General features: G+C 67.8%; 24 protein-coding genes and 1 tRNA gene. 13 read left to right on the top strand and 12 right to left on the bottom strand.

Going from position 1 to position 26884, the window contains the following annotated elements; all coding sequences use genetic code 11:
- The first annotated feature begins 7 nt into the window (after positions 1-7).
- Positions 8-574, top strand: a complete 567-nt coding sequence (locus ASD42_RS11575; protein WP_082843539.1) for a nuclear transport factor 2 family protein — start codon at positions 8-10, stop codon at positions 572-574.
- A gap of 18 nt (positions 575-592) precedes the next feature.
- On the opposite strand, the gene ASD42_RS11570 is transcribed toward ASD42_RS11575, so the two are convergent.
- Positions 593-2233, bottom strand: a complete 1641-nt coding sequence (locus ASD42_RS11570) for a peptide chain release factor 3 (RefSeq protein ID WP_131816979.1) — start codon at positions 2231-2233, stop codon at positions 593-595.
- A gap of 482 nt (positions 2234-2715) precedes the next feature.
- Between ASD42_RS11570 and ASD42_RS11565 the strand changes: the two genes are divergently transcribed.
- The gene (locus ASD42_RS11565; RefSeq protein WP_056813862.1) at positions 2716-3336 is read left to right on the top strand and encodes a 50S ribosomal protein L25/general stress protein Ctc; all 621 of its coding nucleotides are present in this window, start codon (positions 2716-2718) and stop codon (positions 3334-3336) included.
- Positions 3337-3359: 23 nt separating this feature from the next.
- A complete protein-coding gene (gene pth / locus ASD42_RS11560) occupies positions 3360-3938 on the top strand; it encodes an aminoacyl-tRNA hydrolase (protein WP_056813859.1) in 579 nt (192 codons plus the stop codon).
- A gap of 194 nt (positions 3939-4132) precedes the next feature.
- On the opposite strand, the gene ASD42_RS11555 is transcribed toward pth, so the two are convergent.
- Both ASD42_RS11555 and ASD42_RS11550 read right to left on the bottom strand, forming a co-directional pair.
- The gene (locus ASD42_RS11555) at positions 4133-5776 is read right to left on the bottom strand and encodes a fatty acyl-AMP ligase (RefSeq protein WP_056813857.1); all 1644 of its coding nucleotides are present in this window, start codon (positions 5774-5776) and stop codon (positions 4133-4135) included.
- Between the two features lie 122 nt (positions 5777-5898).
- Positions 5899-6555, bottom strand: coding sequence for a lysophospholipid acyltransferase family protein (locus ASD42_RS11550; RefSeq protein ID WP_056813855.1), 657 nt, complete (start codon positions 6553-6555; stop codon positions 5899-5901).
- A gap of 98 nt (positions 6556-6653) precedes the next feature.
- On the opposite strand from ASD42_RS11550, the gene ASD42_RS11545 reads away from it, so the two are divergent.
- The gene (locus ASD42_RS11545) at positions 6654-7214 is read left to right on the top strand and encodes a TetR/AcrR family transcriptional regulator (protein ID WP_056813852.1); all 561 of its coding nucleotides are present in this window, start codon (positions 6654-6656) and stop codon (positions 7212-7214) included.
- Here the strand turns inward: ASD42_RS11545 and ASD42_RS11540 are convergent.
- Positions 7204-8382, bottom strand: a complete 1179-nt coding sequence (locus tag ASD42_RS11540; RefSeq protein ID WP_056813849.1) for an aminotransferase class V-fold PLP-dependent enzyme — start codon at positions 8380-8382, stop codon at positions 7204-7206. The genes ASD42_RS11545 and ASD42_RS11540 overlap by 11 nt on opposite strands.
- 122 nt (positions 8383-8504) lie before the next feature.
- Here ASD42_RS11540 and egtA point away from each other — a divergent pair, with 122 nt between their 5' ends.
- From egtA to ASD42_RS33765, 5 genes are all read left to right on the top strand, one after another.
- On the top strand, positions 8505-9788 hold the full coding sequence (egtA, locus tag ASD42_RS11535; protein WP_056816090.1) for an ergothioneine biosynthesis glutamate--cysteine ligase EgtA: 1284 nt from the start codon (positions 8505-8507) through the stop codon (positions 9786-9788).
- An 82-nt stretch (positions 9789-9870) separates the two neighbouring features.
- On the top strand, positions 9871-11205 hold the full coding sequence (gene egtB / locus ASD42_RS11530; protein WP_056813846.1) for an ergothioneine biosynthesis protein EgtB: 1335 nt from the start codon (positions 9871-9873) through the stop codon (positions 11203-11205).
- Positions 11205-12083, top strand: coding sequence for a class II glutamine amidotransferase (locus ASD42_RS11525; protein WP_056813844.1), 879 nt, complete (start codon positions 11205-11207; stop codon positions 12081-12083). The genes egtB and ASD42_RS11525 overlap by 1 nt, the downstream gene beginning before the upstream one ends.
- On the top strand, positions 12080-13051 hold the full coding sequence (gene egtD, locus ASD42_RS11520) for an L-histidine N(alpha)-methyltransferase (RefSeq protein ID WP_056813841.1): 972 nt from the start codon (positions 12080-12082) through the stop codon (positions 13049-13051). The genes ASD42_RS11525 and egtD overlap by 4 nt, the downstream gene beginning before the upstream one ends.
- Before the next feature lie 108 nt (positions 13052-13159).
- A complete protein-coding gene (locus ASD42_RS33765; RefSeq protein ID WP_084465793.1) occupies positions 13160-13906 on the top strand; it encodes an MmpS family transport accessory protein in 747 nt (248 codons plus the stop codon).
- Here the strand turns inward: ASD42_RS33765 and ASD42_RS34900 are convergent.
- The 6 genes from ASD42_RS34900 to ASD42_RS11485 form a co-directional block, all read right to left on the bottom strand.
- The gene (locus ASD42_RS34900) at positions 13903-14277 is read right to left on the bottom strand and encodes a hypothetical protein (RefSeq protein ID WP_063915530.1); all 375 of its coding nucleotides are present in this window, start codon (positions 14275-14277) and stop codon (positions 13903-13905) included. The genes ASD42_RS33765 and ASD42_RS34900 overlap by 4 nt on opposite strands.
- A gap of 68 nt (positions 14278-14345) precedes the next feature.
- On the bottom strand, positions 14346-15011 hold the full coding sequence (locus ASD42_RS11505) for a DUF2461 domain-containing protein (RefSeq protein ID WP_056813838.1): 666 nt from the start codon (positions 15009-15011) through the stop codon (positions 14346-14348).
- 80 nt (positions 15012-15091) lie between these two features.
- Positions 15092-15709, bottom strand: a complete 618-nt coding sequence (locus tag ASD42_RS34345; RefSeq protein ID WP_131816795.1) for a hypothetical protein — start codon at positions 15707-15709, stop codon at positions 15092-15094.
- Between the two features lie 211 nt (positions 15710-15920).
- Positions 15921-16901, bottom strand: coding sequence for a ribose-phosphate diphosphokinase (locus tag ASD42_RS11495; protein WP_056813833.1), 981 nt, complete (start codon positions 16899-16901; stop codon positions 15921-15923).
- Positions 16898-18388 carry a bifunctional UDP-N-acetylglucosamine diphosphorylase/glucosamine-1-phosphate N-acetyltransferase GlmU gene (gene glmU / locus ASD42_RS11490; RefSeq protein WP_056813831.1) on the bottom strand — a complete coding sequence of 497 codons (1491 nt, stop codon included), beginning with the start codon at positions 18386-18388 and terminating at the stop codon, positions 16898-16900. Before glmU ends, ASD42_RS11495 begins: the two co-directional genes overlap by 4 nt.
- Before the next feature lie 93 nt (positions 18389-18481).
- Positions 18482-18552, bottom strand: a tRNA-Gln gene (locus ASD42_RS11485).
- A 313-nt stretch (positions 18553-18865) separates the two neighbouring features.
- Between ASD42_RS11485 and ASD42_RS11480 the strand changes: the two genes are divergently transcribed.
- The gene (locus ASD42_RS11480) at positions 18866-19504 is read left to right on the top strand and encodes a TetR/AcrR family transcriptional regulator (RefSeq protein WP_194827177.1); all 639 of its coding nucleotides are present in this window, start codon (positions 18866-18868) and stop codon (positions 19502-19504) included.
- Positions 19505-19664: 160 nt separating this feature from the next.
- On the top strand, positions 19665-20312 hold the full coding sequence (locus ASD42_RS11475; RefSeq protein ID WP_056813825.1) for a TetR/AcrR family transcriptional regulator: 648 nt from the start codon (positions 19665-19667) through the stop codon (positions 20310-20312).
- Position 20313: 1 nt separating this feature from the next.
- Here ASD42_RS11475 and ASD42_RS11470 read toward each other — a convergent pair whose 3' ends face one another.
- A complete protein-coding gene (locus tag ASD42_RS11470; RefSeq protein ID WP_056813823.1) occupies positions 20314-20937 on the bottom strand; it encodes a TIGR03085 family metal-binding protein in 624 nt (207 codons plus the stop codon).
- Between the two features lie 58 nt (positions 20938-20995).
- Entirely contained in the window at positions 20996-22255 is a 1260-nt protein-coding gene (locus tag ASD42_RS11465) for a hypothetical protein (RefSeq protein ID WP_156677427.1), read from the bottom strand.
- A 219-nt stretch (positions 22256-22474) separates the two neighbouring features.
- Between ASD42_RS11465 and mfd the strand changes: the two genes are divergently transcribed.
- Both mfd and ASD42_RS11455 read left to right on the top strand, forming a co-directional pair.
- Complete coding sequence (gene mfd / locus ASD42_RS11460; protein WP_056813809.1) at positions 22475-26089, top strand: transcription-repair coupling factor; 3615 nt, start codon at positions 22475-22477, stop codon at positions 26087-26089.
- A complete protein-coding gene (locus ASD42_RS11455) occupies positions 26086-26793 on the top strand; it encodes a MazG family protein (protein WP_056813806.1) in 708 nt (235 codons plus the stop codon). Before mfd ends, ASD42_RS11455 begins: the two co-directional genes overlap by 4 nt.
- Positions 26794-26884 lie beyond the last annotated feature (91 nt).

Raw genomic sequence — 26884 nt, 5'->3', positions numbered from 1 at the left:
GGCATGGATGGCGTCAGAGCAGCTGGACGACGACGAACAGCCCGTACCGATCGAGCGCCCGCCGGATCACCCCGACGACCTCATCGCGATCAGCAGGCTGAAGTACCGCTACCTGCGCAGCCTCGACACCAAGTCGTGGGACGAGTTCGCCGACACGATGATCCCCGAGGCCACCGCCACCTACAGCGAATACCTCCAGTTCGAGTCCCGCGAGGCCTTCCTGGCCTTCCTGCGCAACACCCTGGGGCCGCACGTGATCACCGAGCACCGCTGCGACCACCCCGAGGTCGATGTCGACGGTGACACCGCCAGCGGTACGTGGTACCTGGCCGACACGGTGATCATCCCCGAACACAACATGTGCCTGCGCGGCGCCGCGTTCTACACCGACAGCTATGTGCGCTGCGACGACGGACATTGGCGTATCTCGCACACCGGATACGAGCGCACCTACGAGGTGGTGCTCTCGCTCAGCGACCTGCCGAGCCTGCGTCTCACCGCGAGCCGCTGGGGAATGATCGCGCAGGAGAATCACATCTCCTCGGTGGAACGCAATCCGGGACCGGCCGCGTAGCGGCCGACCCAGACAGCCCTAGTCCGCGGTCGCGACCAGCGGTTCCAGCGTGAGCTTCGGGTGTTCCTTCTCGATGTACTGCAGCCGCCACTTGTCGCTGAACAGCGCCAGGATCACGCCGTCGGTGCGGGTGAACACCTCGACGCCGCGCTGGCGATCCAGCTCGGGCGCCGACTCCGCGTCGGTGCGCCGGGCCAGCGTGAAGGGGAGGAAGTCCAGCTGCGTCTCGACGTTGAACTCGCCCTGCATCCGGGCGGTGACGACCTCGAACTGCATCGGACCGACCGCGGCGAGCACCGGGGTGGCGTCACCGCGGGCGTCGTTGCGCAGCACCTGCACCACGCCCTCGGAATCGAGCTGGTCGATGGCCTTGCGGAACTGCTTGTACTTGCCCGCGCTCTGCGCGCGCAGCGTCGCGAAATGTTCGGGCGCGAAGCTCGGGATCGGCGGGTACTCCACCTTCTTCTCGACGAACAGCGTGTGGCCCGGTGCGAGCGCGGTGGCGTTGACCAGGCCGACCACATCGCCGGGATAGGCGGTGTCGACCGTGGTGCGCTCGCGGCCGAAGACCGTCAGCGCGTACTTGGTGGCGAACGGGCGACCGGTCTGCGCGTGAGTCACCACCATGCCGCGTTCGAACTCCCCGGACACGATCCGCATGAACGCCAGCCGGTCGCGGTGGGCGGTATCCATCCCCGCCTGCACCTTGAACACCACCGCGCTGAACGGGTCACCGGTCGTGCGTTCCTTGCCCGTCACATCGGCACGCGAGCCGGGCGCGGGCGCCAGTTCCACCAGCGTCTCCAGCAGTTGGCGCACACCGAAATTCAGCATGGCCGAGGCGTAGATCACCGGCGAGGTCTGGCCTGCCAGGAACATCTCCTGATCGTGGTCCTGTCCGGTCGCCGAGAGCAGTTCGCTCTCCTCGGCCGCGGTCGTCCACGCCTCGCCCTCGCGCGCTTCGGCCTCGGTGGAATTCAGGTATTCCTCGGGGGCGATGGTCGCGCCACCGGCGGTGCGGGTGAAGTGGATGTACTCGCTCGCCTCGCCCTCGGGCCCACGGCGCAGCAGGCCACGGAAATCGCCCGCGATGCCGACCGGCAGGAACAGGGGAGTGGGCGTGAGGCCGATCCGCTCGCTGATCTCGTCGAGCAATTCCAGCGGGGCCTGACCCGGTCGGTCCCATTTGTTGATGACGGTGATCACCGGGATGCCGCGGTGGCGACACACCTGGAACAGCTTGAGCGTCTGCGGTTCCAGGCCCTTGGCCGCGTCGATCAGCATCACCGCGGCGTCGACGGCCGTGAGCACCCGGTAGGTGTCCTCGGAGAAATCGGAGTGGCCTGGGGTGTCGACCAGGTTGATCACATTGTCGATATCGGATCCGGCGGCCCGGTAGTTGAACTGCAGCGCGGTCGAACTCACGGAGATACCGCGCGCCTTCTCCATCTCCATCCAGTCCGACACCGTCGACTTGCGACCGGCCTTACCGTGGATCGCGCCCGCCTCGGAAATCATCCGCGCGTGCAGCGCCAGTGCTTCGGTGAGCGTCGACTTACCCGCGTCGGGGTGCGAGATCACGGCGAACGTGCGCCGGCGGGCCACCTCGGCGGGCAACCCGCGTGGGGTGGGGGCGACGTTCTCTCCGGACTCGGACAAAGGGGAGCCTTTCGGTGGGGGCAGCCTTTCCAGGGTACGAGGGGCTGAAGGGGTGGTCACAGGGGGGATCAATTGTTCGGTAGTCCCAGGAGGTTTGACGCTGTGTTTTTGGAGCGCTGGCGCGCTCGAGTCGCGGCCCCTGGGGGTCGCCGGTTAGCCACCGGGGCTTGCTCCTTCGTCGCGTACGCCCCGGCGGCTAACCGGCGACCCGGCCGCGACCGGCCACTTTGTGCCCGCTGCTCCCTATGGGTCGCAGGTGCGGGGTTCGGAGTGCGGTCATGGCGGTTTTAGATCGCGGATTGCTATGCGGTATGGTTGGCGGGTTGTCTCGGCGAGGGTGAGTGCCCGTTTGGTGCGCACACCGTGATCGACGCGGCTCGGCTGAGTTTGTTTGGGCCGTCCTCGTTCGTTCTTTCGTCCGACGAGTAGACCTTGACCCCGGAGTTGGGTCACCCATGACCAGCCGTAGGAGCGCATTCAGTATGTCCGACGCCAATCTGATCGAAGCCGCCGTCCGCACCGAATTCGGTAAGGGCGCCGCTCGCCGTACCCGTCGCGACGGCAACGTGCCCGCCGTGCTGTACGGCCACCACGCCGAGCCGCAGCACCTGTCGCTGAACGCCAAGGCGTTCGCCGCGATCCTGCGTCTGCACGGCACCAACGCCATCCTGAACCTGCAGATCGACGGCCAGCCGCAGCTGGCGATGACCAAGTCGGTCGTCGTCCACCCGATCCGTCGCTACATCGAGCACGCCGACCTGCTGATCGTCAAGCGTGGCGAGCGCGTCACCACCGACGTCAACGTCGTGGTCGTCGGCGATGCCGTCTCCGGCGCCCTGATCACCCAGGAGCTCAACACCCTGTCGATCGAGGCCGACGCGATGAACCTGCCCGAGACCATCGAGGTCTCGGTCGACGGCATCGCCCCCGGCACCCAGATCCTGGCCGGCACCATCGCGCTGCCCGAGGGCGTCACCCTGGCCGGTGACCCGGAAGCGCTGATCGTCAACGTGATCGAGGCGCCGTCCGCCTCGCAGATGGACGACGAGGGTGAAGCCGCCGCCGAGACCGAGACCGCGGAGACCGCTCCCGAGTCCGAGTAAGACCGCGCACTACGATTCGGGCAATGACCGAATCTTCCGGGCCCGCGCTCGTAGTCGGACTGGGTAACCCCGGCCCCGAATACGAGCGCACCCGCCACAATGTGGGCTTCCTGGTCGCCGATGTGCTCGCCGAGCGCATCGGCGGCCGTTTTGCCGTGCACAAGAAGTCCGGTGCCGACCTGCTCCAGGCGCGACTGGACGGACGCCAGATCCTCCTCGCGAAGCCGCGCACCTACATGAACCTGTCCGGGCGGCCGGTCGCCGCGCTGGCGAAGTTCTTCTCGGTGCCGGTGGACCAGGTGATCGTGGTCCACGACGAGCTGGATCTGCCGTTCGGGACGCTCAAGCTCAAGCAGGGCGGTGGCGAAGGTGGACACAACGGATTGCGGTCGATCTCGCAGGCGTTGACCACCAAGGAGTACCTGCGGACCAGGATCGGGATCGGACGTCCGCCCGGTCGGCAGGATCCGGCCGATTACGTGCTCAAGCCCTTCGCCGCGCCGGAGCGCAAAGAGGTTCCGGTGATCGTGGAGCAGGCCGCCGACGCGGTGGAGCTGTTGTTGAAGGTCGGGCTGGAAGCGGCCCAGAACAACCTGCACTGAATTATCGGAGCGCTGGCGCGCTCGAGTCGCGGCCCCGAGGGGCCGCCGGTTAGCCACCGGGGCTTGCTCCTTCGTCGCCTACGCCCCGGCGGCTAACCGGCGACCCGGCCACGACCGGCCACTTCGTGGCCGCCGCTCCCTAGGGGTCGCGGGTGCGGGGCCGGGTGTGTGGTCGTGGCGGATCCAGGGTTGGTCTACCGCAAATGCACCGCGGTGTCGGCGCGGCGGAGTTTGCCCGAGGAGGTCTTCGGGAGGGCTCCCGGTCCGAGGACGGCTACCGTGCGGGGGCGCGCGCCCACCTCGGCGAAGACCTCGTGGACGATCTCTCGCTCGATGCGTTTCACCTCGTCGGGGTCTTGGTAGTCGTTGGATTCGACCACTACCGCGAAGCTTTCGCGTTTCTCACCGGCGTCCAGACGCACCGCTACCGCGTTGCCGGGGCGGACTCCCGATACCCGCAAGGCGGCTCGTTCGATGTCGGTGGGGTAGATATTGCGGCCGCCCATGATGATGACGTCCTTCATGCGCCCGCACACCACCATCAGGCCGTCTTCGGTGAAGTAGCCGATGTCACCGGTGTCGAGCCAGCCGTCGGCATCCTGGGCGGGACGGAAGCCGTCGACGGTGACATAGCCCGAAGTGACCGCGGGCCCGCGCAATTCGATGACGCCGACCGAGCGAACCGGCAGCGGCTGCCGTTCGGCGTCGACGACGCGGCCCTCCAGGTCGTCGACCAGGTGCCCCAACGTCGGCAGCCTGCGCGGGGTGCCGTGGTGGCCGTCCTCGGCGACCGGCACCGCCTTGCCGACGGCCTCGAGCAGGTCGGCGTCGATCACGTCGAGCACCTGCCCGTAGCCGGGGTCGGGGATCGATACGGCCAGGGTGGTCTCGGCCATGCCGTAGACCGGCGTGAGCGCCATCGGGTTGAGCCCGAACTGTTGTCCCGCCGCCGCGAGGGCGGTCATGGTGTCGGGGTCGACCGGTTCGGCGCCGTTCCACATGTAGCGCACGCTCGACAGATCCATCGTGCCGGGCTCGGCCTGCCGCAGTCGCCGTGCCAGCAGGGAGTACGCGAAATTCGGCGCGGCGGTGACGGTGCCGCGATACTTGTCGATCAGCTCGGCCCACAGCAGCGGCCTGGCCAGGAAGTCCAGCGGTGTCACGCACACCACCTCGGCGCCGAATTGCATGGGCACGCTGAGGAAGCCCACCATGCCCATGTCGTGGAACAGCGGCAGCCAGCTGATCATCACGTCGTCGTCGGTCTGGAACTTGACCCGGTTGAACATCGCGTACGCGTTGACGTAGAAGTTGCCGTGGGTTATTCGCACCGCTTTGGGCGATCCGGTCGACCCGGAGGTCAACTGTTGCAGGGCGATATCGCTCTCCGAGGTGGGCACCGGATCGGTATCCGGGCCACCGTGCAGGTCTTCGATCCGCACCACGGCGATCCCGCGTTCCCGCAACACCGGTTCGGCGGCGGCGAACGGGGCGCCGAGAACCACAGCCTTCGCGTCGATCATGCGCAGCACCGTTTCGGTGTCGCGCACCCAGACCTCCAGGTCGGTGCGCGGCGTCGGCTGGTGCAACATCGTGATCGAAGCGCCGCGCATCCAGATGGCTTGGCAGGCAGGCGCGATGTCGACGGGCAGACCGGCCAGCACGCCGACAGCGTCGCCGTGCCCGATCCCGGCGGCCGCGAGACCACCCGCCATTCGCCGTGCCTGCCTATGGATTTCCCCCCAGGTCTGCCGCAGTGGTGCCTCCGGCTCTCCGGTGACCAGTCCCTTCGGGCTGGTCAGCGCTGTGCCAAACATTTCGTCGGTGAACCTGCTCAACGTCGGTCTCCCTTTACGCCAACGATCGGTTACGGCCGTGCTTTGCACTCCCAACAAGAAATCCCGCCCCGCCCCGCGCGTGTTAACCCGGGCTGACACCCCAGCACCCCTGCTGTTGCGCCCTAGCCAGCGAAGGTGGCTGCGTAGCGGTTTACATATGGTCTACCCGATAACGTGGCAATTTCCCGCATCAGCAGGTCTGTTGCCGCTCTGACCTGGGCGTGATGAACTGCTGCGGGATAGTGCCTCGCGGGGTGGACGGTGATGCGTACCTTGGTGAAACGCAACAGTTTCCGACCGCGAGGATTCATGCGATCGGTACCGTCCAGGACCACGGGCACCACCGGCGCCCCGGTGGCCATGGCAACGCGCAGCGCCCCGGTTCGACCACGATAGACCCTGCCATCCCGTGACCGTGTGCCCTCCGGGTGAATTGCCCAGGCGCCGCCGCCGTCGAGGATCGCGGTGGCCGCCGCGAGCGCGCCTGCGGCCGCGTCGCCGCCGGTTCGGTCCACCGGTACCTGGCCCGCGGCCGAGAAGAACCAGCGCTTGCATCGCCCCCGCAGCCCCGCGCCGGTGAAGTACTCCTGCTTCGCGAGGAAGGTGAGTGGCCGGGGGATCACCAGGGCCAGGTAGAGCGAGTCGATGAAGGCCAGGTGGTTGGCCGCGATGATCACCGGGCCGGTGCGGGGAATGTGTTCGAGTCCTTCGACGTGCGGGCGCCCGAGCAGGCGCAGCGCCGGGCCGATGAGGACGTATTTGCACAACAGGTACCACATGGGCAGCCCTTCAGTAGACAGTGTCTACTGAAGACTAGTAGACACTGTCTACGCATGCGACGGCGAACGCCGCCGAGCTGGTGTGCAGAATTGCCGGTATGCCTGAATCGTTGCGCGAGCGCCTGATCGACGTCGGCGTCGATCTGCTCGAGACCGACGGCGTCGGCGCACTCGGGCTGCGCGCGATCGCGCGGGCCGCCGGCGTCTCGCACGGCGCGCCGCGGCGGTGGTTTCCCACCCACGCGGCCCTGCTCGCGGCGATCGCGGCCCGCGGATTCGGGGAGCTGATCGAGCGGTTCGCGGTCCTCGCCACGATCGATGACCCGCGCGAACGATTGCGTCGGATGGCGGTCGACTACGTGGATTTCGCGGTGTCGCGGCCCGAGATGTTCACGCTGATGTTTCGCCACGATCTGTTGGAGGGTTCGGGCGAGAACCTGCGGGCGACGACACAGCCGCTGTACGGGCAGGTGGTCGAACTGGTCGCGGCGGTGGCGGGGGAGTCGGCGCCGCAGCGCGCACTGGCCCTGTGGACCAATGTGCACGGTCTGGCGACGATCGCCGTCAACCGGACGCTGGAAATCGTTGCCCCCGATCAGGACCCGCGGGTGCTCGCGGACCGGATCGTCCGCGAGCACCTCGCGAGGCTCAGCGGCTGAGGTCGGCCAGCGTCGTGACGAAGCGGTCGAGATCCTCCGGGCTGACGAAGCAGTGCGGAGAGGCTCGCAGGACGGCGGGCAGGGTGCGCTCCGACATGTCGAGCAGGGTGGAGCCCGCGCGGCTGACGGTAACGGTGATCGCGCGCTCGGCCAGGCGGTCGCGCAGCTGGTCGGGGTCGTGGCCGTCGACGGTGAACGACACGATGCCGCTGTGCTCGGTACCCAGGTCGCGCACGGTCACGCCGGGCAGCTCGGGCAGCTTCTTGCGCAGGTACTCGGCGCGGTTCGCGACGGCCGCGTAGACCTCGTCGGGGCCTTGTTCGAGCAGGTAGTCGACGGCCGCGCCGAGGCCGAGACGGGCGGCTACGCCGCATTCCCAGAACTCGAAACGGGACGCGTCGTCGGCGAGGCGATACTCGCCGGGGCTCACCCACTCGGCACTGTGCAGGTCGAGGCGGGCCGGTTCCATCGTTCGCGCCAATTCGGCACGGACATAGAGGAACCCGGTGCCGCGGGGCCCGCGCAGCCATTTGCGGCCGGTGCTCGACATGGCGTCGACCCCGAGTTCGGTGACGTCGATGGGCAGCTGGCCGGTCGACTGGCAGGCGTCGAGCAGCACCAGCGCACCGGCTTCGTGGGCGATCCTGGTCGCCTCGGCGACCGGGTTCACGAGGCCGCCGTTGGTCGGTGCGTGCTGGAGCGACACCAGTCGCACGCGCTCGTCGAGCATGTCGGCGAGTGCGGTGGTGTCGAGGCGTCCGGTGTCGTCGCTGGGAATACGCTCGACCACGGCCCCGGTGCGCTTCGCGCGCTGTAGCGCGGCGATCGCGTTGCTGGCGTAGTCGGCGCCGGAGATCAGGATGCGGTCGCCGGGACGCAGGGGTACCGAGTAGGCGAAATCGGTCCATGACCGGGAGGCGCTGTCGCTGAGGGCGATGGTGTCGGGGGTGGCGCCGATGAGGGTGGCGATCGAGGTCTTCACCTTGGCGAGGTCGTCGAGGCGTTCGTTAGCCGCGCGGTAGCCACCGATCTCGGCTTCGCGGTGTAAATGGGCGATCATGGTGTCGATGACGATCTTCGGCGGCAGAGACGATCCAGCGCTGTCGAGGAAGACCTGACCGGTGGAAAGTCCTGAGGTGGCGGCTCTGATCGCGGCGAGGTCAAGCATGGTGACGACGATAGCGCCCCGAGTCGTTGGCCTTTTCGACACTTTCCCTGTCGGTGGTGCTCGCTACTCTGGAATGAGCGAAACGCAGGTTCCCCGGCAGCACACAGCACGTGGAGGTTGGCATGGCGGTCACTCTGGAACGCTCATCGTGGCCCGATTACGCCCCCGACCAGGGCGAAATGTCGTCCAGGGTGGCTGCGGAGGCCTATGTCGGCGGCGTGTGTTTCAAGCTCGGACCACCTGCGCTGATCGGCGCCGAACTGGAGTGGCTCACCGCGGGGCCCACCGGTTCACGCCCCACGCTCGACCAGCTGGCAGCGGCCCTCGGGCCGCACGCACCGACCTCCATCGCCCCGGCCTCGGCCGCGGTTCCCCTGCCGGGGGGGAGCCTGGTCACCCTCGAACCCGGTGGTCAGATCGAACTTTCCAGCGCACCGTTCGCCGATCCGGCAGCGCTGACGCAGCATCTGCGCGCTGACGCGGCCCGTTTGCGGGACCTGCTCGCCGCCCGAGAGATCAGCATCTTCGCCGCCGCCGCCGATGCGGGCCGTCCCGCCGAGCGACTGCTCCGACTACCCCGCTACGCGGCGATGGAACGTCGTTTCGACGGCGTCGGCCCCTTCGGCACGCTGATGATGTGCAATACCGCCGCCACCCAGGTCAGTGTGGACGCGGGCGCCGATACCGCCGAGATACGGGCCCGCTGGACCGCCCTCTACGCGCTCGGCCCCACCCTGATCGCCGCCTTCGCCTGCTCACCGCGCCTGCACGGCGTCCCGCCGGGCGACTGGGCCTCCCAGCGCATGCGTACCTGGTTGCGCCTCGACCCGTCCCGCGCCAGACCCCCGGTGGCCGACTGGGCCGATCCGATCACCTCCTACGCGCACTGGGCCCTCGACGTGCCACTGCTGTGCGTGCGCTGTGCCGATGAGGACGCCGACTGGTTCCCGCCTCCCGGCGCCACCTTCGCCGACTGGCTGTCGGGCGCCCTCGACGACGAAGTCGGCCGCCGCCCCACCCGCGCCGACCTGGACTACCACCTGACCACGCTGTTCCCTCCGGTCCGACCGTCCGGTCACCTCGAGGTGCGCTACCTCGACACCCAACCCGGCGAAGCGTGGACCACTCCGATCCACCTGTTCGATGCCCTGCTGTCGACCCCCGCCGTCGTCGCCGAGGCGACCGCTCTCGCCGCGCCCACCGCGGGGGAGTGGTTGACGTCGGCCCGCTGTGGATTGCTCGAGCCGCAATTGCGCCGCGCGGCGGTGGATGTGTTCGACCTGGCCGCCGCTCATGCGCGAACCCCCGAGGCCGCCGCGGAACTGGCAGCCTCGGCCCGCCGATGTAGGTCCGGTCGCAGTCCGCTCGCCGAGGTCGACTCCGCGCGCAACGGCTCGTCGCGATGACCTCACGGCTGATCGTCCGTCGCGGGCGAGCCGCTGCCCTTCTGTCCGAAGTCGTTGTCGACCAGTCTGTTTCGGAGCTCTCGTGAGTCTTTCTGTCCCCGCCGACCACAGTGACCGCGACCGCACGCGCGCCCGGATCGCCGAGGTCCTCTCGCGTGCTCGCCGCCGCACCGCCACGCTCATCGACAGCGTGGACGAGGCCGATCTCGTCGCGCAGCATTCGCCGCTGATGTCACCGCTGGTCTGGGATCTGGCACATATCGGGAATCAGGAAGAACTGTGGCTGGTGCGCGATGTCGGTGGGCGCGAGGCGGTGCGCGCCGATATCGATGAGATCTACGACGCGTTCAAGCACGCCAGGGTCAATCGTCCGGCGCTGCCGCTGTTGGATCCCGAGCAGGCGCGCGGTTACGTCGGCTCGGTGCGCGAAAAGGTCCTCGATGTCCTCGATTCCAGTGATTTGGTCGGTACTGCGCTGGTGGACAACGGTTTCGTCTTCGGCATGATCGCCCAGCACGAACAGCAGCACGACGAGACCATGCTGGCCACCCACCAATTGCGGATCGGCGCGCCGGTGCTCTCGGCCCCGCCCGCGCCGGTCGCGCGGATTAGGGTCGGCGGCGAGATCGTCATTCCCGCAGGCGAATTCCTGATGGGTACGTCGGCCGATCCGTGGGCGCTGGACAACGAACGCCCAGCCCATCCGGTGCAGGTCGACGGGTTCGCGATCGATGTCGCACCGGTGACCAACGGGCAGTTCCTCGCCTTCATCGACGACGGCGGCTACGACCGGGCCGACCTCTGGTCGGAGCGCGGCTGGGCGCACCGCCAGGAGGCGGGCTTGGTCGCGCCGCAGTTCTGGGAGCGCGACGGTGACGGATGGACGCGCACAGCGTTCGGCGTCCGCACCCCGCTGCGGCTCGATCAGCCGGTCGTGCACGTGTGCTGGTTCGAAGCCGAGGCCTTCGCTCGCTGGGCCGGAAAGCGACTGCCCACCGAGGCCGAGTGGGAGAAAGCGGCGCGCTTCGATCCGGAAACCGGAGCGTCGCGGCGCTATCCGTGGGGCGAGGAGCAACCGGACGCCGGCCTGGCCAACCTCGGTCAGCAACACCTCGAACCCGCCGAGGTCGGCGCCTACCCGGCCGGCGCGTCGGCCACCGGCGTGCACCAGCTCATCGGCGATGTCTGGGAATGGTGCTCTTCGGGTTTCGAGGCCTACCCCGGCTTCCGCGCGTTCCCCTACCGCGAGTACTCCGAGGTCTTCTTCGGCGGCGACTACCGCATCCTGCGCGGCGGCTCCTTCGGTACCGACGAGGTCGCCTGCCGCGCCACCTTCCGCAACTGGGACCACCCGATCCGCCGACAGATCTTCGCCGGTTTCCGCCTAGCCAGAGACCTGCGCGAGGACGAACGCTGATGTGTAGACACCTCGGTTACGTCGGCCCACCGGTGGGCGTCGGCGAGCTGGTGATGCGCGGCCCGCACTCGCTGTTCGCCCAGTCCTGGGCCCCTGCCGATATGCGCGCGGGCGGCACCATCAACGCCGACGGCTTCGGCGTCGCCTGGTGGCGCCGAGCCGATATCGGCGTCGAAGCCGCCCGTGACGCCGTTGCCCGCTACCGCAACCAGGCCCCGATCTGGACCGATCCCGCTGTCGCCGAGGTCCTCGGCCAACTCGAATCCCGCTCGGTGATCGCCGCTGTTCGCTCGGCCACCGTCGGCATGCCGGTGGAGCGCTCCGCCTGCGCCCCCTTCACCGACGAACACTGGGCCTTCAGTCACAACGGCGTCATCCCCGACTGGCGAACAACCCTCGTGGCCGTACTCGCCGACATCGACGAAGTATTCGCCACCGCGACGCCCGCCGTTGTAGCTCGACCCGCTTCCCCTGCAACATCATTCGGCTCGCCCGCAGTGCTGCTGCACGCTGAGGCGTTCACCGACTCCGCCGCACTATGGGTGCTGCTGCGAGGTCTACTCCGGGCGATCACCCCGGAGGGGCCGATCACCTCTCCGGCTGAGGCCGTGCAACTGCTGGTCGCGCTCATCCTGCGCCATCAGCCGACAGCTCGGCTGAACCTGTTGCTCGGCAACGGCGCTGCGCTGTGGGCCACCACCTGCTGGCATTCGCTGTCGGTGCTCGTCGCCGACGACCACACCGTGTTGTCCTCCGAACCCTACGACGCCGACCCGCGCTGGCAATCCGTCACCGACCGCCAGTTGGTCGTCGCCACGCCCGGCCACTGCACCATCACCGCTCTCGAACTCCCCGCCACCGAAAGGGTCCGTTCATGACCGCGCCGCTGCTGGACATCCACCTCACCGACGACGATCTCACCGCGGCCTTGCGCACCGACGCCCGCACCGGTCTGACCGCCGATCCGAAGTCCCTGCCGCCCAAGTGGTTCTACGACGCACGCGGCAGCGAACTCTTCGAGCAGATCACCGGACTTCCCGAGTACTACCCGACCCGCACCGAGCGAGCCCTCCTCGAGCGGGTCGTCGGCGAGATCGCCGCGGCGGCCAATGCCGAGGTGCTGGTGGAGCTCGGCTCCGGCTCGGCCGCTAAGACCCGTCTGCTGCTGGACGCCCTCACCGCTGAAGGCTCGCTGAAAACCTATGTTCCGCAGGATGTCTCGGCCTCGGCGCTGCGCGGTGCGGCCGCCGAGATCGCGACCGAGTACCCGAACCTGTCCGTGCACGGAGTGGTCAGCGACTTCACCGACACCCTGCACAACCTGCCCCGGGGCGGTCGCCGCATGATCGCCTTCCTCGGCGGCACCATCGGCAACCTGGTCCCCGCCGAGCGCGCCGAATTCCTGGCAGGCATCAACGAGGTCCTCGAACCCGGCGAACTGCTCCTGCTCGGCGCGGGCCTGGTCATCGACCCCGCGATCCTGGTCCCCGCTTATGACGACGCCGCGGGCGTCACCGCGGAATTCAATCGCAATGTCCTACACGTCCTCAACAGCCGACTCGACGCCGACTTCGTCCCCGAGAAATTCGATCACGTCGCCATCTGGGACGCCGAGAACGAATGGATCGAAATGCGCCTGCGCGCCACCGAAGCGATGAAAGCCACCGTCGCCGGACTCGACCTGACCGTCGATTTCGCGGCAGGCGAGGAAATGCGGACCGAGATCTCCGCCAAATTCCGCCCCGAATCCCTCGCCGCCGAACTCGACAAAGCCGGCTTCACCCCCGCCCACACCTGGACCGACCCCGACAACCGGTTCATCCTGGCCCTGGCCGAACGCCGCTGATCAGGGGGTCGGCGGCTCTTCCGACCGAAAGGACCCGCGCAGTAAGATCAACATGTGACCCAGGTCTCACTCGTGTAGTGGGCCACGTCGCCGAGCAAAGGAGCTCACATGTCGGATCGACCTGGTCAGCAGCCTCCTGGATCGTCGCCGGACCCGCACGATCAGCACCCTTCCGGTGAACAGCCATCGGGCCCTCCGCCGTCGGGAGACCAGCCGCCCGGCTATGAGCGGTACGGGCAGCAGCCGTACGGGCAGCAGCCGTACGGGCAGCAGCCGTATGAGCAGCAGCCATACGGGCAGCAGCCGTACGGACAACAGCCTTACGGGCAACAGCCGTACGGACAACAGCCGTATGGGCAGCAGCCCTACGGGCAGCCGCAAGGTTGGCAGCAACAGGGTGGTCCGCCGTACCAGCAGGGCGGCTATCCGCAAGGTGGCTACCCGCCGCCCAAGAAGCGCAAGGTCTGGCCATGGGTTCTCGGTGCCGTCCTACTGGTGTTCCTGGTCGGACTCGGCGCGTGCATCGCCATCATCGGGACTGCGGTGAACGAGGTCGACAACGAGATCAATCGCGCGGTGAACGTGACCTATCAGGTCGACGGAACCGGCCAGGCGAGTTCGATCACCTACTCCGGTCGCAATATGGACATCGCGCAGGACACCGACGCCGCTTTGCCCTGGACGAAGGAGGTCAGCATCGACGGGATCTTCAAAACCGTCACTCTCACCGCCTCGGCCGACGCCGACGGTGGCGATGTCACCTGCAGGATCCTCGTCGGCGACGAGGTGCTCGCCGAGCAAACGGCCAGCGGGCCGTATGCCAGCGTGTCGTGCACCGGCGACGCGGGGAGTTAGAGGTCGAGTTCGTCGGCGAGGTATTCGCCGCTGGTGAGGTTCTCGTCGCCCTCGAGGGCCTTTTCGGTGCCTTCCTCGCCGTTGACGGCGTCGTCGTCGAAGAGGTCGCCGTCGACTTTGTCGTCGCCGCGTACTCCCATCGCGACTTCCTCGGCGGGGCGTTCGTCCTGTGCCAACGCCTCGCGGCGGGACCCGCTCTCGGTGTACTCCTCGGACATTTCCTCGTTGATGCCGAGGAAGCCGTCGGCTTCGGCTTCGTGGTTGCGGATCACGTGGTCCGCGGGTGGGTCCTCCACATAGCGCTCGTATTCGACGATGTCGTCGGCTTGATCGTCATCGCCCATGTCCATGTCCAACGGTTCACGGCTCATGGTTTCCAGTATCGGCCTCCGAGAGCCGTGGCGTCACGAGGCACGCTCGGGCCGGTCGGTCACTGCTACTACGGGCGCCTGCCGCTCGTGTCCTCCGGGACGCCCTCCAGGACGGCGGCAAACCACTCGACCAGCGGCCGGAGGTCGTTCCACGCGCGGCGGATCTCGGTGGCCGCGGCCGGGGTGGTGAGCCAGTCCGGCGCGCCGAACTCACGGTGCAGGGTCAGCGACTTGTGGCGTAGCAGGTCGATGCGTGGATGGTCGACGGCATAGCCTCTCGGCTTGGTTTTGAGCTTGTCGCCGCCGACGGTGAAACCGGCTGCCGTCGTCGCGGCCAGGATCTTCTCGAGTTCCGCGCCGCGCACCTCGTCGTCGATCGTGGCCCGCAAGACCGCCAAGGCCGTGGGCGAGGGCCGGAAGCAGCCCCCGGCGACGAACAGCCCCGCCGCCCCGATCTGCACGTACCAACCGACGCCGGGCGACACCGCCGCCACCGCACCCTGGTGCGTTTTGTAGGGCAGCTTGTCGGCCGAGAACCGGACATCACGGTAGGGCCGAAAGATCTTGGCCTGTCCGAATTCCGCCGCCAGTTCGGCGGCGAGCGCGGTCATCGGGGCCCGCACGGCGTCGTCGTAGATGTGTTTGTGCGCGTTCCAGAAAGCCTTCGAATTGTCGGCCTCGAGGTCTTCGTAGAAGTCGAGTCCGGTGAGCGGGAATCCGGTGAAAGCATCCATCGGTGCGGCGTTTCTCAGTTCTGTTCGGGGGAGCAGGCCTGATCGGTCAGGTTACCGCTACCAGTATCGCGCGCCACGGCTCAGATACCGCCGATCATCGCCACGAACACGACGACGGCCAGCGCGGCCAGCGCCGCGATCGCACCGTTGACGATGGCGGCCCACTTGCCCATTTCCTCGCCCTTGGCATGCCCGACCAGCCCGAGTGCGATGCCCGTCGGCGCGGTGATCAGCACCGGCAGCCCACACAACGCCAACCCGCCGAACACCGACGCGGCGGCACAGCAAAAACTGAAGATCGACCACAGCGGCGTGTTGTCCCTGTACCCGTACCCAGGCTGCGGCGGATACGGCTGATACGGCGCAACGCCATACGGTCCCGGGACCGGCGCGGGATAACCCGGCGCCGGATTGCCGTAAACGGGATAACCAGCGGCGGGATAACCAGGAGCGGGAAAAACCGGCGGAGGCGGCGGATACGGCGGCATCTCGACAGCCGGATCCGGATTCGCGATCCCACCCCATGGCTGTGCGGCGGGCGGCGGTGGATACGGCGCAGCATCGCGAGGGGTCACCGGACCGGCGATCCCACCCCACGGCTCCCCGCCCGACGAATCAGACACCTCCGGCGCGTCCTGCACCCGAGGCACACCTCGATCCTTACCGAGCTCGACCCGCCGCTCCGGCTCAGTCCCCATGCCGCCCCCGTCCCGTCCCGAAATACAGGACCACCATGCACCAAAGACCAGCCGGTGCGCCATTGTCCGAGGACAAGCGCACCGACTGATCTCGGGAGAACATGGGTAACTCACCGGGCACGAGCTAACTCACCACCCCGAAAAAGCTTGCCGCGTCCCTAACTCACCCCACGCCTCAGTCCGGCCAAAAGACGCGGGGAGGCGGAACAGCTCAAGCGTTGCCGTTGAACAGGCCGGTGACCGAGCCGTTCTCGAAGACCTCGCGAATGGTGCGGGCCAGCAGCGGCGCGATCGACAGCACGGTCAGCGTCGGGAACTTCTTGTCCTCGCTGATCGGCAGCGTGTTGGTGATGACGACTTCCCTGGCGCCACAGTTGGCGAGGCGCTCGGCGGCCGGATCGCTGAGCACACCGTGGGTGGCCGCGATGATCACGTCGCCCGCGCCCGCTTCCTTGAGCACCTTCACCGCACCGGCGATGGTGCCACCGGTGTCGATCATGTCGTCGATCAGCACGCAGGTGCGGCCTTCGACGTCACCGACGACGCGGTTGGACTTCACCTGGTTGGGCACCAGCGGGTCGCGGGTCTTGTGGATGAACGCCAGCGGCGTGCCGCCGAGCGCGTCGGCCCACTTCTCGGCGACCTTCACGCGGCCCGCGTCGGGGGAGACCACCGCGAGATTGTCCGAGGGGTAGTTGGTGCGGATGTAGTCCGACAGCTGCACCAGCGCGTGCATGTGATCGACGGGGCCGTCGAAGAAGCCCTGGATCTGGTCGGTGTGTAGGTCGACGCTGATGATGCGATCGGCGCCCGCGGTCTTGAGCAGGTCGGCGACCAGGCGGGCCGAGATCGGCTCGCGGCCGCGGTGCTTCTTGTCCTGGCGCGCGTACGGGTAGAACGGCAGCACCGCGGTGATCCGCTTGGCCGAGCCGCGCTTGAGCGCGTCGATCATGATGAGCTGTTCCATCAGCCACTGGTTGAGCGGCGCGGGGAAGCTCTGCAGCACGAAGGCGTCGGAACCGCGGACCGACTCCTCGAACCGGACGAAGATCTCGCCGTTGGCGAAGTCACGCGCGGTCTGCGGAGTGATGTCGACGTCGAGTTCCTTGGCGACCTGTTCGGCAAGCTCAGGATGTGACCGGCCTGCGAAGAGCATCAAGTTCTTCTGATTGTCGATCGAGAACGCGGTCACTGCTGGTTGCCATCCTTTTGCTCGATTGTCTTCGAAGACGTCTCGTCTGCCGCGATGGCTTCCGCCGCCGCGCGCGCCGCAGCGGTTCCTGGACGGTAGCGCTGCACCCAGTTGTCGATAGTGCGCTGTGGCCCACCCGACACAGCAAGTGCACCCGGTGGAACGCTTCTGCGCAGTACAGTACCCGCACCCGTATAGGCGCCGTCACCCACGGTGACCGGCGCGATGAACATGGTGTCGCTACCGGTCCGCACATGGGAACCGACCACAGTGTGGTGCTTGTTCACCCCGTCGTAGTTCACAAAAACGCTGGAAGCGCCGATGTTGCTGTGCTCGCCGATGGTCGCGTCGCCGACGTAGGTCAGGTGCGGCACCTTCGAGTGCGCGCCGATCGAGGCGTTCTTGGTCTCGACGAAAGCGCCGAGCTTGCCTTCCTCGCCGACGACCGTGCCCGGCCGCAGATAACTGAACGGTCCGATGGTGGCGCCCTCGCCGATCTCGGCGCGCTCACCGTGGGTGCGGATCACGCTCGCGCCCTCGCCGACGGATACATCGGTGAGCGTGGTGTCCGGCCCGATCTCGGCGTCCTCGCCGATCTGGGTCTCGCCGAAGAGCTGGGTACCCGGCCGCAGCACGGCGTCGCGTCCGATCCGCACGCTCGCGTCGACCCAGGTCGTCGTGGGGTCGATGATGGTGACGCCCGCACGCATGTGGCGCTCGAGAATGTAGCGATTGAGGGTGGCGCCGGCCTGGGACAGTTGCACCCGGTCGTTCACGCCGGTGACCTTGTTCGAGTCGACCAGCCGCGCGCCGTGCACCGGTCGACCGGCCTCGCGGGCCAGTCGGAGCACGTCGGTGAGGTAGAGCTCGTGCTGGGCGTTGGCGGTCGACAGCCGGCCGATCATGGTGCGCAGCACCGACGCGTCGAACGCGTAGACGCCGGAGTTGACCTCTTTGATCTTGGCCTGTTCGGGGGTCGCGTCGGCGTGCTCGACGATCTCGGCGAGCTGGCCGTCGTCGTCGCGCACGATCCGGCCGTAGCCGTTGGCGTCCTCGGGCACGAAGGTCAGGACCGTCACGGCGGGCCGCTCGGCATAGCTGCGATGCTCGTCGAGCAGCGCGGAGAGGGTGTGTCCGTCGAGCAGTGGCACATCGGCCGAAGTGACGAGAAGGTCGCCGTCGAAGTCCGCCGGGATCGAACCCAGTGCGCACTGCACCGCGTGGCCGGTTCCGAGCTGCTGCTCCTGCACCGCGCACACGATCTCGCGGCCGAGTTCTTTACCCACGTCCGCCACGGCGGCTCCGACCTTCTCGCGGTCGTGCCCGACGACGGTGATCAGGTGGGTCGGATCGATCTCGGCGGCGGCGTGCAGCGCGTGCGAGAGCATCGACCGGCCTGCTAACGGGTGCAGCACTTTCGGAGTCTTCGACCGCATTCGCGTCCCAGCACCTGCTGCGAGAACGACGACGGCGGTCTGCGGTGGCATGGATCTCCCTCGGCTGCCTGTCAGCGAGTGTGCTGTGGCGGGTTCGGTCGGTAGATGGTGCGGGCCGACGATACGTCACTGTGTCCGTGTGTGCTCCGCCGCCAGGACTCGAACCTGAACTATCTGAACCAAAATCAGAGGTGCTGCCATTACACTACGGCGGATCGCCACACCAGTGGGCCGTCGAGGCCCACCACTGTGCTACGGCACGCCAGTGATCCTCGCACACGATCCCGCCCCCGGGCGAATCTTGTGTACGCCTGTCGCGCACCGCCTCGCGGCGCGTTGTTAGCCTTCTGGAACGTTCGTACAGATTTCGCGAGTATATGGGTTACTCCTCGGGGGCGCCCAAAACTTCGACCGCGCACATCCGTCGGTCCGGTGCGGTAGTGGAGGAGCACGTGAAGACCGGCAACAGGCACGGAGAGGCGGGGGAGTATGTCTTCCAGTGAGCCGGGTCGCGCTACCAGGCCGAGGATGACCGGAACACAGCGCAGGCAGCAGTTGATCGAGATCGGTCGCGCGTTGTTCGCGGAGCGGGGGTATGACGCGACATCGATCGAGGAGATCGCGCAGCGCGCGCAGGTGTCCAAGCCGGTCGTCTACGAGCATTTCGGCGGCAAGGAAGGTCTCTACGCGGTGGTCGTCGATCGCGAGATGTCGATGCTGCTGGAGATGATCACCTCCTCGCTCACCCAGAACCGCTCGCGGGTGCGATTGGAGCAGGTCGCGCTGGCTCTGCTCACCTACATCGAGGAACGGACCGACGGGTTTCGGATCCTGGTCCGCGATCAGCCCGCGGCCAGCTCCGACGGTCGCTACTCGAGCCTGCTCAACGAGGCGGTCAACCAGGTCGCGCATCTGCTCGCCAGCGATTTCGGCCGCCGTGACCTCGATACCAGCCTCGCTCCGCTCTACGCCCAAGCCCTGGTCGGCATGGTGTCGACCACCGCCACCTGGTGGCTCGACGAGCGAACCCCGCCCAAAGAGGTGGTCGCGGCCCACCTGGTCAACTTGTGTTGGAACGGTTTGAGTCATTTGGAAGCCGAACCGGGGCTCAGCTCCGAATGGAATACGGGGACTACACCAACCATCGGTGGGGTAACCGGACGTTAGCGCACGCTGTGTGGACCGAATCCATGATTCGGCTGCCACTTTGGCGCCTGGTGGTACGGTTCACCCATCCTTTTGGGTGCTGCCGGGCGGTATGTCGATCAAATTTCGGGATGTCGGTCTACTTCAGGATGGCTGGATTATTGGATGACAGGCGGATCTGATGGCTAGGCAAGCACGCGCGGAGATCACCCGCGACTCCGTCCTTGCTGGCGCTGCCGATGTCTTTCTCCGTTTGGGCTACGCCAACGCGAGCCTCAGCGAAATCATCGCGCAGTCCAATGTGACCAAGGGCGCCTTGTACTTTCACTTCGGCTCCAAGGAGGAGCTGGCCAGGGCGGTGGTCGATCAGGGCAACGAACGCCTGATCGGATCGTGTCAGGGCTTCTTCGATTCCCGGGTGCCCGCGCTGGAAGCCGGTATCGGGATCACCTATGTGGTGGCCGATCTATCGATGAACGATCCGATGGTGGGGGCGATGCTCAAGCTCACCCATCAGATCGGTGACTATCGCGGCGCGCAGGGCGACAACATCGCCAAGACCTGGGGTGAGACCTACCGGCTGCTGTCGGAACGGGCCATCGCCCAGGGCGATCTGATCGCCGACCTCGATCCCGATGTGGTCGGCGTGCTGCTGCAGGAATTGACCGCGGGCGTGCACATCGTCGCGGTCGGCACCGAGACGATGGATCAGATGGCGGCGCGGATGGAGCGGGCCTGGTATTTCCTGCTGCCCTCGCTGGTGCCGCCGGAGAAGCTGTCGTACTTCCGGGAATTCGCCGCGCGCAGGCTGCGCCGCTACGTCGTCTAGTTCACACGCTGCGGTCGGTGCCGAGTACTGCCCGCACGTCGGCGTCGGCACCGGTCGGTGTGATCCGGACTTCGTCGCGGCCGAAGGCGTGCAGCAGGAGTTCCAACGGCGGGCCGGTGAGCACCACTTCGGCGCCGTCGCCACGATGCGCCGTGATCCTGGCACCCTGCGGCGTCGCGAGGACGACCGGGACCGGCGACTTGCGGTAGGCCGCACGGGCGACGGTGCGCAGGGTCTTCCAGAGGCGCTCTTCGTCGCTCTCCGCCAATTGCCTTGGCTCCCAGCCCGGTTCGGACCGGCGCACGTCTTCGTGGTGGACGAACATCTCGCTGAGGTTGGCCACCGCGTCGACCGGGCGTAGCGGCGACCACCACGGCGGGCCGGTGCGGACCAGCTCGAGCAGTTCGGCGAACGGGCGCTGTGCGATCTGCGCCTGCTTCGCCGCCAGGTACCCGGCCATCGGCCGGAACATGATGCCGATCGAAGCGTCGGGCCTGCGTTCCCGGACCACCAGGTGGGCGGCGAGGTCGTGCACCGTCCAGGTGCCGCACAGGGTCGGCGCGGCAGGGCCGGCCTCGGTCATCGTTTCCACGAGGGCGTGGCGTTCACGTCGAGCCAGACTCACGCCTCGACCATACGCGCGTCGGCGTTCACCCCCGCGCGATCCCACCCAGCGGTGTGTTTCAGCCGCCGTTCATCCACTGTCGCTTCAGGTTCCAATGGTTGGCCCACCACGCCTGTTCCGCCGCGGGGTCCGAGCCCGCCGCCGGGGGCGGCGATTCTCCCGGGAACAGCCCCTGCGGACCCGGAGGGCCGACCTTTGCCGGTGTCGGAGGGGCGCTCGGCGCGGCCGCTTCCGGTGAGCTCGGTGGCGCGGAGGAGTCTGTGGGGCCGTCCTCGGGTGCTGGAACCCGAGTGGGCGGTTTCGGACCACGAGGCGCGGTCGGGGCCGTCGCAGCCGACGGCGGCGCTGGCGCGGCGGCCGAGGGTACGTCGGGGTCAGGCGCAGCTGCCAGTGGTGGAGCGGGCTGAGCCGGTGGTTGTGGCGAGGTCGGCAGCGGGGCCTCGACGGTTGTCGGCGTCGAGGATGGCGAAGGGCTGGTCGTGTCCAGGGAACCCGCGTTCGTGGTCGGGGTGTTGTCGTCCAGTACCTGTGCGACCGCGAATCCGGACACGCCGAGGAAAGCCGCGAGCGCCGCCGCGGTCAGCAGTAGCCGCTTGGGGCGCCGAGGCGCGCGCGGAGGTTCGGCGGATTGCTGTCGCACCTGGTCGGCGGCGATCAGCGCGGCTCCGCGCGCTGTTGCCTCGGCGAAGTCGGGCACGAGGACTACGCGCGCGGTGAGTGCGTAGCGCAAGGCGCCCGCGATCTCGGGATCGGCCGCCGATGAACCACAGAGGGCCACCGCGCCGGGATGCGTCGAAATCGACTCCAGCATCGATCGCACGTGAGCGATCGCCTCGGTCATCGCGTCGGCATCGAACGCTTCCACCGGACCGTCGAGCGAGGTGCCGTCGGCGAATCCGGTGGTCCAGGTGTCCGACGCCAGGATCTGCCGACGATCCGGCCCGACCACCACGGCGGTCGCGGTGCGATCGGCGAGGTTAAGCAGCACCACGGTCTCGAGCTCGGCGAGTTCGGGCATGTCGCCGACCAGCGCGAACAGTGCCGATCGGGTCGAAACCAGCGACGATGCCCGCCACTGTCCGTCCGCCAGCTGCGACACGATCCGGTGCCGGTCCTCCGCCGAGTGATAGGCCACGGCAACGTCGGCGACGACCGGCGACGACTCGGCGAGCGCGTCGAGCACGCCGACGATCGAGCCCCCGTCTGCCACCCGCTGCTCGACTGCCTGTAGGACCTCGGGCCGTTTCCCCGGTGCGTTGGACAGGAGCACCCCCCGGACGACAGTGCGTTCCGCTGATATTCCGACCGTGGTCGTCATGAATCACCTACTCGATAGACGTATAGCTTTCGGAGGTTCGTGGCGAATGCGTTCTGCGACTGGTCGAAATCCCTTCTGTGATGTCTCTCACAGGTCGCCTACCGCCCCCGAGGCAGCGCGCACTCCGGGGTCAGCCGCAGGCCGACCCCCTGGAATCACTCATCTAGACTTCGAGACGGCTACCTCGCCTATCCCGTCTGCGCATTACAGGAGCGAACAATGTCCTCCCTTCGTCCTCCGCTCGCCGGTCTGGCCGAAGTGGTCGCGGGTGACGCCGCGCTGCGGACGGTCACCGACCTGGTCGGCAAGTCCGGGGTGGAATTGGTCGCACCGTCGGCCGTACGGCCGTTCGTCGCCGCGACGATCGCCGACCAGCGCCCCCTGGTGGTGGTGACCGCGACCGGTCGTGAGGCCGACGATCTGACCGTGGAACTCACCGAGATGATCGGCCCGTCGGTAGCCATGTTCCCGTCCTGGGAGACCCTGCCGCACGAACGTCTCTCGCCCGGTCCCGACACGGTGGGCCGCAGGCTGGAGGTACTGCGCAGGCTGGCTCATCCCGAAGACTCCGTCTACCCCGATCCGCTCCGGGTCGTGGTCACCACGGTGCGTTCGCTGATGCAGCCGATGACCGCCGGGCTCGGCGACATCGAACCGGTCGTACTGCGCGTCGGCGGCGAATACGATTTCGACGAATTGCTCGCTCGCCTGGTCGAATTCGCGTACACCCGCGTCGACATGGTCGGCAAGCGCGGTGAGTTCGCGGTACGCGGCGGCATCCTCGATCTGTTCGCGCCGACCGCGGATCATCCGGTGCGCGTGGAGTTCTGGGGCGACGAGGTCAGCGAGATCCGTCCGTTCTCGGTCGCCGATCAGCGCTCGCTCACCGAGAACACGGTCGAGTTGGTCGTCGCGTCGCCGTGTCGCGAGCTGCTGCTCACCACGCCGGTACGCGAACGCGCCGCCGCGGTCGCCGCCGACAACGAGGCCGACGCCTCCCTGGTCGAGATGCTGGACAAGATCGCCGACGGCATCCCCGTCGACGGCATGGAGGCTCTGCTGCCGGTCCTGGCGCCGGGCAAGCTCAGCCTGCTCACCGAGGCACTGCCCGCGGGCACCCAGTTGCTGCTGTGCGACCCGGAGAAGATCCGGACCCGCGCAGCCGATCTCGTGCGCACCGGCGAGGAATTCCTCGAAGCGTCGTGGACCGCGGCCTCGTTCGGTAGCGACGCGCCGCTGGGCGCCAACGGCCTCGACCTGGCCGCCTCCGGCTACCGCAGCCTGCCCGAATTACACACCAGCGCAGACGAACTCGGCCTGCCCTGGTGGACGCTGAGTCCGCTCAGCTCCGGCGATCCGATCGAGGTGAACCTGCCGGTATCCGCCGGGCCGACCGCCCGCGGCTCCGAGGAACTGGTCGCCACCATCTTCGCGTCGCTGCGCGCGCACGTCGCCACCGGCGGCCGCGCGGTCGTGGTGGTCACCGGCCACGGCACCGCGCACCGCGTGCTGGAGCGGCTCGGCGAGGCCGAGGTGCCCGCCGCCCTGCTGCCCGCCGGTGCGGCACCGGAGTCGGGCGTGGTCGGGGTGCTGTGTGGTTCGCTGCACGACGGCCTGATCTTCGACGACGCCGGTCTGGTGGTCGTGGCCGAGTCCGACCTCACCGGCAACCGGGTCACCGCGCCCACCGAGGGCAAGCGATTGCCCGCCAAGCGCCGCAACCAGGTCGACCCGCTCGCCCTCACCTCGGGCGACATGGTGGTGCACGACCAGCACGGCATCGGCCGGTTCGTCGAGATGATCGAGCGCACCATCGGCGGCGCGCGGCGCGAGTACCTGGTCATCGAATACGCGCCGAGCAAGCGCGGCCAGCCCGGCGACCGGTTGTTCGTGCCGATGGAATCGCTGGACCAGCTCTCCCGCTATGTCGGTGGCGAACTGCCGAGCCTGTCCAAGCTCGGCGGCTCCGACTGGGCGAACACGAAACGTAAGGCGCGCAAGGCTGTTCGCGAGATCGCCGGCGAGCTGGTGCAGCTCTACGCCGCGCGCCAGGCCGCGCCGGGTCACGCCTTCGGCCCGGATACGCCGTGGCAGCAGGAGATGGAGGACGCGTTCGCGTTCACCGAGACCGTCGACCAGATGACCGCCATCACCGACGTGAAGTCGGACATGGAGAAGGCGGTGCCGATGGACCGCGTGGTCTGCGGCGATGTCGGTTACGGCAAGACCGAGATCGCCGTGCGCGCCGCGTTCAAGGCGGTGCAGGACGGCAAACAGGTCACCGTGCTCGTGCCGACCACCCTGCTCGCTCAGCAGCATCTGCAGACCTTCACCGAACGTGTCGCGGGCTTCCCGGTGACGGTGCGTGGTCTGTCGCGGTTCACCGATGCCGCCGATTCCAAGGAGATCCTGGCCGGGATGGCCGACGGCTCGGTCGATATCGTGGTCGGCACGCACCGGTTGCTGCAGACCGGTGTGCGCTGGAAGGACCTCGGCCTGGTGGTGGTCGACGAGGAGCAGCGCTTCGGTGTGGAGCACAAGGAACACATCAAGGCGCTGCGCACCCACGTCGACGTGCTCACCATGTCGGCCACCCCGATCCCGCGCACCCTGGAGATGAGCCTGGCGGGCATCCGCGAGATGTCGACCATCCTCACCCCGCCCGAGGAACGGCACCCGGTGCTCACCTATGTGGGCGCCTACAACGACAAGCAGGTCACCGCCGCCATCCGCCGTGAGCTGATGCGTGACGGCCAGGTCTTCTACGTGCACAACCGGGTGTCCTCGATCGACAAGGCCGCCAAGAAGATTCGCGATCTGGTGCCGGAGGCGCGCGTCGTCGTGGCGCACGGTCAGATGAACGAGGACCAGCTAGAGAAGACCGTGCAGGGATTCTGGGAGCGCGAGTACGACGTGCTGGTCTGCACCACCATCATCGAGACCGGCCTCGACATCTCCAACGCGAACACGTTGATCGTGGAACGTGCCGACTCCCTAGGGCTTTCGCAGCTGCACCAGCTGCGTGGTCGCGTCGGTCGTTCCCGGGAGCGCGGCTACGCGTACTTCCTGTATCCGCCGGAGAAGCCGCTCACCGAGACCGCCTACGACCGCTTGGCCACCATCGCGCAGAACTCCGATCTCGGGGCGGGTATGGCCGTGGCGATGAAGGACCTCGAGATCCGTGGCGCGGGCAATGTGCTGGGCGCCGAACAGTCCGGTCACGTCGCCGGCGTGGGCTTCGATCTGTATGTGCGACTGGTCGGTGAGGCGGTGGAGGCCTACCGCGCGGCCGCCGACGGCAAGCCGATCGTCACCGAGGAGAACAAGGAGGTGCGTATCGATCTGCCCGTCGACGCGCACATCCCGCCCGACTACATCGCCAGCGACCGCCTGCGGCTGGAGGGCTACCGCAAACTCGCCTCCGCCCAGGACGATACGGCCCTGGCGGCGGTGATCGAAGAGCTCGTCGACCGCTACGGCCCGCTGCCGGTGGAGGTCGGTCGACTGGTGGCGGTGGCCAGACTGCGCCTGCTCGCGCGCGAGTACGACGTGTCCGAGATCGTGGTCACCGGTTCTTCGCTCAAGATCGCTCCGCTGAATCTGCCCGACTCCAAACAACTTCGGCTCAAGCGGATCTACCCCGCCGCCAACTATCGTCCGGCCAGCGGTCTGATCACCCTGCCGCTGCCGCGGATCACCGACAGCGTCGGCGCCGACCGGGTGCGTGACGTGGCAGTGCTGCAGTTCGTCGCCGATCTACTGCTGGTCCTCGACGGCAAACCCCAGGGAATGGTGGATCTCTCGGTTCCGACGGAAGCCGCGGCCGCCCGATGAGCCCGGAGACCTCCCAGGAGCAGGCCGATACCGCAGTGGTCGCCGCGGGACTGTCCGACGCCGTCGAGGTGATGGACCGCCTCTGGCATTTCGGCGGCTGGGAACGCACCCAGACCCACGATTCCCTGCGGCCCTACCTCCTCGAGGAGACCTACGAACTCCTCGACGCCATCCAGGCGGGCGATGCCGAAACCATCAAGGAAGAACTCGGCGACCTCCTGCTACAGGTGCTGTTCCACTCCCGAATCGCCGAACACGCGGGCGAATTCACCGTCGACGACGTCGCGGCGACCCTGGTCGGCAAGCTCGTCCACCGCAGCCCCTACCTCACCGACGCCGATTTCTCCTCGGGGGCCTCGGTGGACGACAAGATCGCGGCGCAGGAAAAGGCTTGGGAGGAGCGCAAATCCGCGGAGAAATCCCGTCGCTCCTGCCTCGACGGCATAGCGATGGCCCAACCCGCCCTCGCTCTCGCAGAGAAGATCCGCACCCGCAGTGCCGCCGCGGGCCTGCCCGCCGACCTCGTCCCTGACTCCCTGCGCGTAGTCGAGCTCGGCGGCCCCGACTCGGCCGAGGAACGCCTGCGCACAGCGTCCATCGACTTCGCCACCGCGATCCGGGCCGCCGAGGACGCCGCCGAAGCCGAACGAGGCACCCGCTCGCCGCTCACCAGCCGGGATTGGCACACCTTCTGGCCGCGCTGAGCACCATCCGCTACCGATCAGCTACCGGTCGATCGTGGGTTCGGGGAACGGTATCAGCGTCTGAGACGTTGCTGAGATCTTGTGGACAATC

Source organism: Nocardia sp. Root136 (assembly GCF_001427185.1).
Classification (GTDB): Bacteria; Actinomycetota; Actinomycetes; order Mycobacteriales; family Mycobacteriaceae; genus Nocardia; species Nocardia salmonicida.
The sequence above is the reverse complement of the archived record's forward strand: the minus strand, read 5'-3'. Positions and strand labels throughout refer to the sequence as shown.

Coding starts and splice junctions, on each gene's coding strand:
- ASD42_RS11575 (WP_082843539.1), top strand. CDS start 8: ATGGCGTCAGAGCAGCTGGACGACGACGAACAGCCCGTACCGATCGAG.
- ASD42_RS11565 (WP_056813862.1), top strand. CDS start 2,716: ATGTCCGACGCCAATCTGATCGAAGCCGCCGTCCGCACCGAATTCGGT.
- pth (WP_056813859.1), top strand. CDS start 3,360: ATGACCGAATCTTCCGGGCCCGCGCTCGTAGTCGGACTGGGTAACCCC.
- ASD42_RS11550 (WP_056813855.1), bottom strand. CDS start 6,555: ATGTGGTACCTGTTGTGCAAATACGTCCTCATCGGCCCGGCGCTGCGC.
- ASD42_RS11545 (WP_056813852.1), top strand. CDS start 6,654: ATGCCTGAATCGTTGCGCGAGCGCCTGATCGACGTCGGCGTCGATCTG.
- ASD42_RS11540 (WP_056813849.1), bottom strand. CDS start 8,382: ATGCTTGACCTCGCCGCGATCAGAGCCGCCACCTCAGGACTTTCCACC.
- egtA (WP_056816090.1), top strand. CDS start 8,505: ATGGCGGTCACTCTGGAACGCTCATCGTGGCCCGATTACGCCCCCGAC.
- ASD42_RS11525 (WP_056813844.1), top strand. CDS start 11,205: ATGTGTAGACACCTCGGTTACGTCGGCCCACCGGTGGGCGTCGGCGAG.
- egtD (WP_056813841.1), top strand. CDS start 12,080: ATGACCGCGCCGCTGCTGGACATCCACCTCACCGACGACGATCTCACC.
- ASD42_RS33765 (WP_084465793.1), top strand. CDS start 13,160: ATGTCGGATCGACCTGGTCAGCAGCCTCCTGGATCGTCGCCGGACCCG.
- ASD42_RS34900 (WP_063915530.1), bottom strand. CDS start 14,277: ATGAGCCGTGAACCGTTGGACATGGACATGGGCGATGACGATCAAGCC.
- ASD42_RS11505 (WP_056813838.1), bottom strand. CDS start 15,011: ATGGATGCTTTCACCGGATTCCCGCTCACCGGACTCGACTTCTACGAA.
- ASD42_RS34345 (WP_131816795.1), bottom strand. CDS start 15,709: ATGGGGACTGAGCCGGAGCGGCGGGTCGAGCTCGGTAAGGATCGAGGT.
- glmU (WP_056813831.1), bottom strand. CDS start 18,388: ATGCCACCGCAGACCGCCGTCGTCGTTCTCGCAGCAGGTGCTGGGACG.
- ASD42_RS11480 (WP_194827177.1), top strand. CDS start 18,866: ATGACCGGAACACAGCGCAGGCAGCAGTTGATCGAGATCGGTCGCGCG.
- ASD42_RS11475 (WP_056813825.1), top strand. CDS start 19,665: ATGGCTAGGCAAGCACGCGCGGAGATCACCCGCGACTCCGTCCTTGCT.
- ASD42_RS11465 (WP_156677427.1), bottom strand. CDS start 22,255: ATGACGACCACGGTCGGAATATCAGCGGAACGCACTGTCGTCCGGGGG.
- mfd (WP_056813809.1), top strand. CDS start 22,475: ATGTCCTCCCTTCGTCCTCCGCTCGCCGGTCTGGCCGAAGTGGTCGCG.
- ASD42_RS11455 (WP_056813806.1), top strand. CDS start 26,086: ATGAGCCCGGAGACCTCCCAGGAGCAGGCCGATACCGCAGTGGTCGCC.